Here is a 9,160-nt window from a genome sequence, read left to right on the forward strand (position 1 = left end):
GTTTAGCACTCTACGGGGTAGAGTGCTAGGTAGGTAAGTTATGCTTGACGCAAGAAAAAAGGCAATTCTTTTCGTAGCCGTACAGGAATATATTCTTACAGCCGATCCGGTAAGCTCGCAAAGGCTGGTTGAGAAATACCAACTTGGTGTAAGCTCGGCCACCGTTCGTAATGAGCTTGCCTTGCTTGAGGATCTGGGGTATCTTAGGCAGCCGCACACCTCTGCGGGACGTATCCCCACCGATATCGGGTATCGTTTCTATGTCGACAACACCCTGGATAAGCCGGGTTTGACCGTGCAGGAAGAGGAAGCCGTAACGGAGCTGTTCTCGGCCGTCAACCGCGAGATGGGTGCGATGTTGCATGAGACGACGCAGATTTTATCGCACCTCACAAACTACGTGGCGGTTGTGCTTGCGCCGTCTTTCAAGAAAAGCACGCTTAAGCACGTCGACCTTGTCTCGATTTCGTCGAGGCACGTTCTGGCGGTTTTAATCACCAACAAAGGACAGGTTCTAAAGCGTATCATAACTATCGAGCTGGCGGATAAAGGGCTTAGCGGCATCGAGCACTTCTTAAACGAGAGGTTGCAAGGCATGGGGCCGGCACAGATTTCAGCGCTTAAAGAGGGTGTCGATCTCGCCGACCGCGATACCGCGAGGCTGATACGGCACTTGATCGGTGAGATAGCGGATATCATGGCAAGCGAAGATAAAGAGCGTGTGTTTTTAGGCGGGACCTCAAGCATATTGCGCCAGCGAGAGTTCGAAGACCTTAATAAAATCGAAGCGCTTCTGAACTCGCTCGAACACGGGTATCGTCTATTGCAGTGGCTTGAAGACTCGTTGCGTACGGAAAAGGTTCTCGTGAAAATCGGGTCTGAAAATACCGATCAACAGATTAAGGACTGCACCGTGATCGCGAGCAGCTACCATATCGATGGCGAGACGCTCGGAACCCTGGGTATTATCGGCCCCACCAGGATGGATTATGCGAGAGCCATCTCATCTGTTACGATTATTGCCGATAATCTCACGAGGGCGTTAACGGAACTACGTTCTGGATAAGTTGGATATTGAATCTAAAAGATATTAAGAGTAGAAAGAGAGACATTAGTAAATCTAATTTGAGGTAAAAGATGGCGGATTATTACGAGATTTTTGGCGTTTCTAAGAGCGCATCGCAGGACGAGATCAAAAAAGCATACCGGCGCCTGGCCAGGAAGTATCACCCGGACGTAAACCGGGAAGACCCGGATGCCGAGTCCAAGTTTAAAGAGGTTAACGAGGCGTACGAGGTCTTGAGCGATCCCGATAAGCGGCGCAACTACGATACGTTCGGCTCTGCGAAAGGCCCGGCTTTTGGCGGTGGCGGTTATCAGGACTTCTCGGGGTTTGGCAATGTCGACTCGCCGTTTGGCGATATCTTTGATATGTTCTTTGGCGGCTGGCAGCAGCAACAGGGCGGCGGCAGGGCGAGAAACGCCGCCAAGCGCGGCTCTGATTTGAGCCTCGAGCTTACGATCGAATTTGAGGAAGCCGTTTTCGGCGCTGAAAAGGAAATCGAAATCGCACGCCTTGTAAGCTGCGAGACCTGCCATGGCTCGGGGTTAAAGCCGGGGACGAGCGCAGAGACCTGTCCCGAATGTAAGGGTGCGGGCGAGATCAGAAGCGAGCAGCGTACCGTCTTCGGTACCTTTATAAGAACGGCCGCCTGTCCGAAGTGCCGCGGTGAAGGTAAGGTTATTACCACCCCCTGTGAGGACTGCAACGGGCAGGGAAGAAAGCCGGTTCATGAGAATATAAAGGCTGATATTCCGGCCGGGGTGGACAACGGCGCAATCCTTAAACTTGGCGGAAAGGGCGAGGCTGGTCTGCGAGGCGGAATGGCGGGAGACCTCTACATAACGCTTCACGTTACACCACACAAAATATTCGAACGCCGGGGAAGGGATTTGTTCTGCCAGTTCCCGATAACGTTCCCACAGGCGGCCCTCGGTGTTGAGTTGCAAGTGCCAACCCTTGAGGGATTTGAGACGATAAAGGTGCCGGTCGGCACTCAGAGCGGTACCATATTTAAGATACGGGGCAAGGGCGTTCCGGCGCTTCACAATAAGCATAACCGGGGCGATATAATATTCCAGGCGGTTATCGAGACGCCGCACAAGCTCACCGAGAAGCAGAAAGAACTCTTGCTTGAGTTTGCGCGTGAATCCGGGGACGATATGTCAACGCCCAATCGCCACAGCTTTTTTGAGCGCGTAAAGGATGCATTCGGTACGAAATAGGCCCAGCGCAGGGGGCGTTCGTAAAATGCGTAAAATACTGCGCAAATAACATATAAGTTGAAGAGTAAGTCGCCTAGGGCGACTTACTGGTATAGACGGAGGCTATAAACGTTGAATTGGCTTAAAGTAGAAGTTCTCGTACATCCGGAGGCCGCCGAGGTGCTGTCTGCGGCGATGCTCGACTTAAGCCCCTCCGGTATCCAGGTCGACGAGCAGGGACGCAACATGCTCATCACCGCCTATATCCCGGACTCTTCGTTTATCGATGATGCCAGGTTAACCGTTCAGGATACCCTGCTTACGGCGGCTTCCCAGGGGCTGCAAACCGGGCCGGGTCTTATTACCGTAACCTCGATTACCGATGAGGACTGGGTCGAGAATTACAAAAAGCACTTCAAGCCGATTCGTATCGGCAGGTTTCTGATAAAACCCTCCTGGGAGGCCGTCGAGGCTTCGCCCGGCGACCTTGTGATCCGGCTTGACCCCGGCCTTGCCTTTGGCACGGGTTCGCATCCCACTACTGAGGGGTGCCTCATATTCCTGCAGGAGTTCATGACCGGGGGCGAGACGGTTTTTGACCTTGGCACGGGCTCCGGGATATTATCGATCGCCGCTGCAAAGCTTGGCGCGCGGCGGGTAATCGCAATCGATAACGACCCGCAGGCCATTACCGTTGCGAGGGAAAATGCCGAGAAAAACGGGGTAGCCGATAAAATCGAATTTTCGGTCGCCGACTTCGCCGCCATCTCAACCATCGGTGCGGATCTCATGGTAGCCAATCTCACCGCTCCGCTTATTATCGATTTCCTGGAAGATATCCCCGGCAAGGTACAGGGGCTTAAAATCTTGATCGCTTCCGGGATAATGGTTGAACAAAGGGCCGGCGTTATTAGGGCGCTCGGGAAAGCCGGCTTTACCGTTGAAGAAATCCTCACAAAAGGCGAGTGGGTCTCCCTGGTGAGCAAGCTTGTCTAAGCCACGGTTTTTTGTCGACAGGCCGGTCAAATTCGCGGTCGATATTACGGGGCCCGATGCGAGGCACATAAAAGACGTTCTGAGGATAGGGGTAGGCGACATCATTGAAGCGGTCGATCCCGAGGGCACTATCTCTGACGTTGAGATTACCAGCCTACTGCCCGATAAAGTTTCGGGTAGGGTCATCGCGAGCTACCGCGCCCGCGAAGAACTCCCCGAGGTGTTTCTATTTCAAGCCCTCCCAAAGGCAAGCAAGATGGACGATATCGTGCGCCAATCTACGGAGATCGGCGTTACCGGAATATTCCCGGTCATGACCGAGCGCGTAGTCGTCAAGCTTGAATCAGAGAAAGCGCCCAAGAAGGTCGAGCGCTGGCAAAAAATAGCCGCCGAAGCCGCAAAGCAGTCGCACCGCACCTTAATCCCCTCCGTAAACAGCGTCCTTACCTGGATGGGTGCTTTGGAGAAGCTTAGGGAATTCGATGAGATTATCGTCTTCTGGGAAGAAGAGCGCGGTACGCTCCCGTATGAAGTTCTCGACCCAGCGGCAAAAAACATCGCTGTTGTCATAGGTCCGGAGGGTGGTCTGTCCGATAAAGAGGTCTTAGACCTTAAAGGCCTTGGCGCCAAGGTAGTCACACTTGGCGAGTCTATCCTGCGGGTAGAGACCGCCGCCCCTGTTGCCGTGGCCCTCGTTCTTTACGACTTGAGAAAAATCAAGAAGTTTCCTTTTTCCCAGTGAACTGCCTATAATACTACAAGCTACTAAAAGTGTCCCCAACAGTTGTATGGATAGTAGGAGGAGATAGTGTATGAATATACATACTAGGGCGGGCGCCCTCGGTATCGTTGGCGCGCTCCTATTAAGCGCCGTTTTCCTGACAGCGTGCTCGGGCTCCAACAAACAATCGAGCCTGGATTCAAAAAGTGAAACGACTGTTGAAACCGAACAAAAAAGCGCGGCTGATAGCAAATCCGCCGCATCGAGCATCGACCCGTTAATCCTCATTACTAAAGCGGATGCCGAGGCTCTCTTTGGCGAGCGCATAAAGGAGCCGAAGGGGAGTAACGGGGATGAGTCCCTCGGGCAACAGATTGTAATATATGGTGCGGATTCTGAGACGTCGTTTAAGACCGTGACATTTTCGCTCATCCGAACCGCGGATATCGCCAAGGAAGAGCGCGATAAAGGCCGGGATGCCGCGCATGCATTCGTAACCACAAAAGAGCAGTTTCCGTCCGCGAAGCCGGTTCCGGGCATCGGCGGCAGTGCGTTCTGGGATGGTCCCCAGGGCGGCTGGACCGGCCTTAACGTACTATCAAAAGACACCTATTTCACAATAAAAGTTAACCTCGGCACCGACGTCACCAGCGACACTGTGGAGCTTAACGCTGAAAAAGGACTTGCGCTCAAAGTGCTGGAGCGGCTTCCGAAGGAGCCACTTAAATAGGGCGTTTTGTTTAAGGTTCCATACACGTAATTGCATCATCATCGGAACAACCCAAAAAACTGCAGACCTATAACCTCTCAAATAAGTTTGGCGGCGAGCCGTATAAGTTCAAGATATCGGATGGTATAGTTTAAGTTGATTCTTCAAGTGAGATTACGCAAGATAAATTTAAAGACAAGACCGAGAAAGGCTTTATCGCAGAGCTACAAAACTAAACGAATGGCAAAGCCTAATCGGCTCACACCAAGCGGTAGGATTGAGCCGTTTAAATGGAGAACAGCATGAAGTACTCTTACCTATTAATTATTATTATAGCATTAGTGTTAATACCTGGCTGTGGTTATACTAGTGCACCGTTAAGCACTGGGCAGCGTCAATCTGATCATAAGAAGATTAGAAACGATAGATCCGAGATCAAAACCGCATGGGTTGAAGATAGTCGCTATAATCCAAGAACGGTTATGCCCTTCATGGCATATAAAGGCTACGTATATCGACCTGGCAATAGTGTAGGCAAATTTAGCAGTAACTTTAAATATGTAGGAACTTACGATAATAGAGAGGTTTTTACAAACCCTGATAATACTGGTACCCCGCCATTCTATTTATGGGCAAAGGGAAGATATTTTAATGTCGGTAAGAACTTAGAACTGTTTATAAGAGCAGAAAATACAAAGAGTAGCTCAATAGAAAGCATTAAAGCTATTGGTTCGTGTAATGATCTTGAGTTAGCAATCGAACTTCCTAAGCATCCTTATTCTGTTGGGGTACAATATTGGGCTAAAGTATTACTTAAAAATCTAACCTCTAACGATATTGAGCTGATTGCCGATAAACTTTTTGAGCTGCAAGTTATGGATAGTGCAGGCTATAGAATCTGGCCAGAGCATAACGGGTGGGGAAAACCGGTTCCCAATATTATAGAAAGTAGGGGTACTTATTCAGCACAGCGCCCATTCACGATTGGCTTGCCCGGTAAATACACAATACTGTGCCAGCTGAAATACAATTCTGGCAAAATTGGTAAACTTAATAAATATGGTTTAGTTGATGGTGTATCTTTTAATCCACCAACCATAAAGACAAGCCCACGGGAAATTATGGTCAAGTAAATAGTATAAGGGTAAAGGATTATTTAAAGCACTATGAAGAAATAAATCAGAGTTGAAAACGGGGTGCGTGTGTTAACGCCCCCGTTTTCAACGTTCTCTATGGCTGCATACGACTATTCAAACATCGTCTTTGCAAACGCTCTTATTTCATTTAGATTTGCAGATTGACTATATACAGTATATCTTGCCCCATTCTCAAACCAGGATACTACGGTAGGATAGTGATGTTTCGAACCATTTGGTAGGTCCTGATATCCTTGTTCAATCTCTATGCCTGGAAACCCATTTACCTGAACCTTCTTGATGATGTCTGGATACTCTTTAGCATTAGCATCGTAATCATCTGCATTTGGGCTTGGGTTCTCAAGCACAATTATATTACCATAATCCAGCCTTAGTCCCCTTTGTTCTTTTGGGAACTTGTGTACCTGTACTTTCAGAAGTGGAATACCAGCTGGCGGTTTAGGTATTCTTGGAGTGAAACTTATTTCTTTCTTTGCATCGTCAATAGAGCGAACCTCTGCATATAATGCATCGACAGAGGGTTGCTTATATTTTGCTGTATCTTTGCTATTTATAACTTGTCTTGATACATTAGCTTTACTTATTATCCCGGGCTTCGCGCTTCCTTCATTGCTATGATTACCAAGCCCTATAGCAATACTAGTTGCAGCCAATATCCCTATGCTAAAAACAGATATAGCGCTTAATAGCTTAGTGCTCTTTTTCATCTCTACCACCTCCAATTACTGTTACTGTAATACCGTCCACCATTCGGTTCTTCCATTAAGTACCGCTCTATATATGGGGTCATTATCTTCTATAGTAATTACGCCCCACAAATACCACGATAAATTAGTGCCACGTTTTGTTACGTTCTTGAAGTGTGTGTCAACCCTGGCCGCATCCGAAAATCTTTCCACGCCAGTTTGGGGATAACCGTAATAAAATGCTAGATCGGTCCAGCGCCATTTCCATGTTGTATTAAAATAGATATCCCAATCATTGCTGAGTTGCCCTGTACTTTGAGTCTTCCATCTATACCATGTATTGTTAGAGCAATTTCCGTGTTCTTGTATGGTATATATTCCGTAGTACATTTTGGCCGAGAACATGTATGGCCCCTTGGTAGAGCCACCGGTATAATGATCCTTGGTCCAGCCTACCTCTACTCCATTTATGTCATCATATATGACATAGGCTGAATTCACTACAGTATCATAATACTGACCGAACGTGATTGTGCCATCAACGTAGTTGTCAGCATATATACCAGTCCACGTTTGAGGACTTGATGCGTCGTAACCCAGAATGCTTGTATCCATCGCCATGGCAGCAGATGGATATCCCACTAATAACGCAAGTATAAGCAATGCAACTGAAATCTTAAGTCTCAACTATAACGCCTCCTTCGAATGGAATTGCAATCAATTCTAATACTACAACTAACTTCTACGGCAGCTAACAGCTTAGCTACCAATGCTTTTAAGAACCGTAAGACCCCCCCCTTAGGGAAACCTTTGAATGGAAGGTAACCCAGAAATAAAGACATATAGTGACTTTGATCAACAGGTTCTTGAATGGAACATTTTGCGAGCTATTATCTAAGGCTCGCATCACTTAACAGTCATACGATTTTAAAGTAACTGATAAGATGTTAGCATAATATATTGATGCAATACAACCATAAATTATTACTATATAGTAATAATTTATCGAGCTTTAGCATATTTTGGGATTTAGAGATAGGCTTGCTATCGAGTTTATGGTTTCATTCATTTTCCAAACTTGTACTAGCAGCGTTCAATAGCGGACAAAGAGATGGTTGGTTTATACGATTTCATCCAAAGGTATATTGAGGGATGAACTCAAAAAACTGTAATATCTCTCAAGTGATACTAAGGCATGAGCATTTACGCCGCAATCATCACAACCGATTTTATATCCTCGGGGGGGGGTTGTTGAGGGCCGCTTTGAATTCGTTAATCGGTATGCGTCTGGTTACCATCTCATCGAAGATTCCCGGCCATTTGCGATGTATCTCGGTCATATGCTCGATTGCGTGTTGGAAGTGGTCGCGGTTAGAGTTTACCAAGCCGAATCCACCTGATTCTTGTTTTTATCAAGCGCCTCGGCGAAAAACCCCGCACCGTCCATTCAAAAACCCCGGTTAAAGTTCTTCTTTAGATCGACCGCATCCTTGCGTAGGCTTTCGGCCCTGGTAGCGTCGCCGAGCAACGCAAGAAGGTCTGCGGCCTCCAGCTTGGTCATATGCACATAGCCCTGGGCCTCACAAAGAGCGATAGGGCCTTCGACAAACTTTCCATCGGCAAAGCGTACCGAGTCCCAGGGGTCCTTCTAGTCCTGGTTTTCAAGGCCGTGCTTATTCATCCCTTTGTACTCAACATAGCCATCATGATCCTTGCCCCCGTATGTATCGATCCACTTAAGTGCCCGCAGCAGGTTTTCTTTTAGGTCCTGTATGAATGCTTTATCTGCGGTCCATTTAGTTGGGCCTCGGATCAACCGAATATGCGCATAAAATGCTACAAATCGCCGCCCTCCCTCCTCAATTATGGTTAGTTTTCTTGAAAATTGCTACTATCCGTTCTATTGTGGTAATAATTACCATTTACCGCCCAAGCCCCCGATTCCTGACAGTCCGGGGGAATGAAAGTTCGGAGGAGCCCCATGCTGACAACGGTACTCATTGCTAGCTCGTACCCATTGATCGTAGAAGGTATAAAGACGGTACTGGAAAACAACAGGGATGTAGGAACTGTGTTATCTGCAGAATCATATCAAGAAACGATCGAAGAGATAAAGAAGGTTGCTCCAGATGTAGTTATCCTCACCCAGCAGATTAAAGACGGCTACGGCCTTGATGTGATTAAGGCCTGCAAAGCCGAGCACCCCTCTATGAAGTTTTTGTTGATGTCGTATATGTCGCAGATAAAAGTGTTCGAGCAGGCGGTGGAGGCCGGAGCCTCTGGAGTATTATTTATCAGTGCGACCAAAGACGAGTTGTTTGCCGCCATAAGCGCAGCGCTTACCAATGAGATCTACGTTCAGCCCAAGCTTGCGTCGTTGCTCTTTGGGAATAGGAAGATGTCGGCAGACGGAGAGTTTTTGCTTACACCGAGACAGCAGCAGACCATCGAGCTGATAGCGGCCGGCTACACCAATAAAGAGATAGCCTTTTCGCTCTCCTTAAGTATTGAAACCGTAAATACGCACGTAAAGCAGATTCTTAAAAAACTAAAAGCAAAAGATAGGGCCCAGGCGACGGCTATTGCCTTCAGGAAGCCCCTGATATCATAATGCCCCACCAAATGC

At 47.9% G+C, this 9,160-nt stretch carries 11 protein-coding genes; 7 read left to right on the forward strand and 4 right to left on the reverse strand.

What is annotated here, in order from left to right:
- Positions 1-40 precede the first annotated feature (40 nt).
- From hrcA to COY37_RS11535, 6 genes are all read left to right on the forward strand, one after another.
- A complete protein-coding gene (gene hrcA / locus COY37_RS11510; protein WP_286677794.1) occupies positions 41-1,066 on the forward strand; it encodes a heat-inducible transcriptional repressor HrcA in 1,026 nt (341 codons plus the stop codon).
- A 71-nt stretch (positions 1,067-1,137) separates the two neighbouring features.
- Positions 1,138-2,286: a molecular chaperone DnaJ gene (gene dnaJ, locus COY37_RS11515; RefSeq protein ID WP_286677793.1), complete on the forward strand. Its 1,149-nt coding sequence runs from the start codon at positions 1,138-1,140 to the stop codon at positions 2,284-2,286.
- A gap of 111 nt (positions 2,287-2,397) precedes the next feature.
- On the forward strand, positions 2,398-3,261 hold the full coding sequence (gene prmA / locus COY37_RS11520) for a 50S ribosomal protein L11 methyltransferase (RefSeq protein WP_286977663.1): 864 nt from the start codon (positions 2,398-2,400) through the stop codon (positions 3,259-3,261).
- Complete coding sequence (locus tag COY37_RS11525; protein WP_286677791.1) at positions 3,254-4,003, forward strand: RsmE family RNA methyltransferase; 750 nt, start codon at positions 3,254-3,256, stop codon at positions 4,001-4,003. Before prmA ends, COY37_RS11525 begins: the two co-directional genes overlap by 8 nt.
- A 70-nt stretch (positions 4,004-4,073) precedes the next feature.
- Positions 4,074-4,712, forward strand: a complete 639-nt coding sequence (locus tag COY37_RS11530) for a hypothetical protein (RefSeq protein WP_286977665.1) — start codon at positions 4,074-4,076, stop codon at positions 4,710-4,712.
- A 281-nt stretch (positions 4,713-4,993) separates the two neighbouring features.
- Positions 4,994-5,824 carry a hypothetical protein gene (locus tag COY37_RS11535; protein ID WP_286977667.1) on the forward strand — a complete coding sequence of 277 codons (831 nt, stop codon included), beginning with the start codon at positions 4,994-4,996 and terminating at the stop codon, positions 5,822-5,824.
- Between the two features lie 113 nt (positions 5,825-5,937).
- Here the strand turns inward: COY37_RS11535 and COY37_RS11540 are convergent, their stop codons facing one another.
- The 4 genes from COY37_RS11540 to COY37_RS11555 all read right to left on the reverse strand — a co-directional run bounded on the left by COY37_RS11540 (position 5,938) and on the right by COY37_RS11555 (position 8,350).
- Entirely contained in the window at positions 5,938-6,555 is a 618-nt protein-coding gene (locus COY37_RS11540; RefSeq protein WP_286677788.1) for a hypothetical protein, read from the reverse strand.
- Positions 6,556-6,576: 21 nt separating this feature from the next.
- Positions 6,577-7,221, reverse strand: coding sequence for a hypothetical protein (locus tag COY37_RS11545; RefSeq protein WP_286677787.1), 645 nt, complete (start codon positions 7,219-7,221; stop codon positions 6,577-6,579).
- A 542-nt stretch (positions 7,222-7,763) separates the two neighbouring features.
- The gene (locus COY37_RS11550) at positions 7,764-7,919 is read right to left on the reverse strand and encodes a hypothetical protein (protein ID WP_286677786.1); all 156 of its coding nucleotides are present in this window, start codon (positions 7,917-7,919) and stop codon (positions 7,764-7,766) included.
- 263 nt (positions 7,920-8,182) lie between these two features.
- Complete coding sequence (locus COY37_RS11555) at positions 8,183-8,350, reverse strand: hypothetical protein (protein ID WP_286677785.1); 168 nt, start codon at positions 8,348-8,350, stop codon at positions 8,183-8,185.
- Between the two features lie 165 nt (positions 8,351-8,515).
- Here COY37_RS11555 and COY37_RS11560 point away from each other — a divergent pair, with 165 nt between their 5' ends.
- Entirely contained in the window at positions 8,516-9,145 is a 630-nt protein-coding gene (locus tag COY37_RS11560) for a LuxR C-terminal-related transcriptional regulator (RefSeq protein ID WP_286677784.1), read from the forward strand.
- The last annotated feature ends 15 nt before the right edge of the window (positions 9,146-9,160 follow it).

The sequence above is a fragment of the Candidatus Aquicultor secundus genome (assembly GCF_002791875.1).
GTDB lineage: Bacteria > Actinomycetota > Aquicultoria > Aquicultorales > Aquicultoraceae > Aquicultor_A > Aquicultor_A secundus.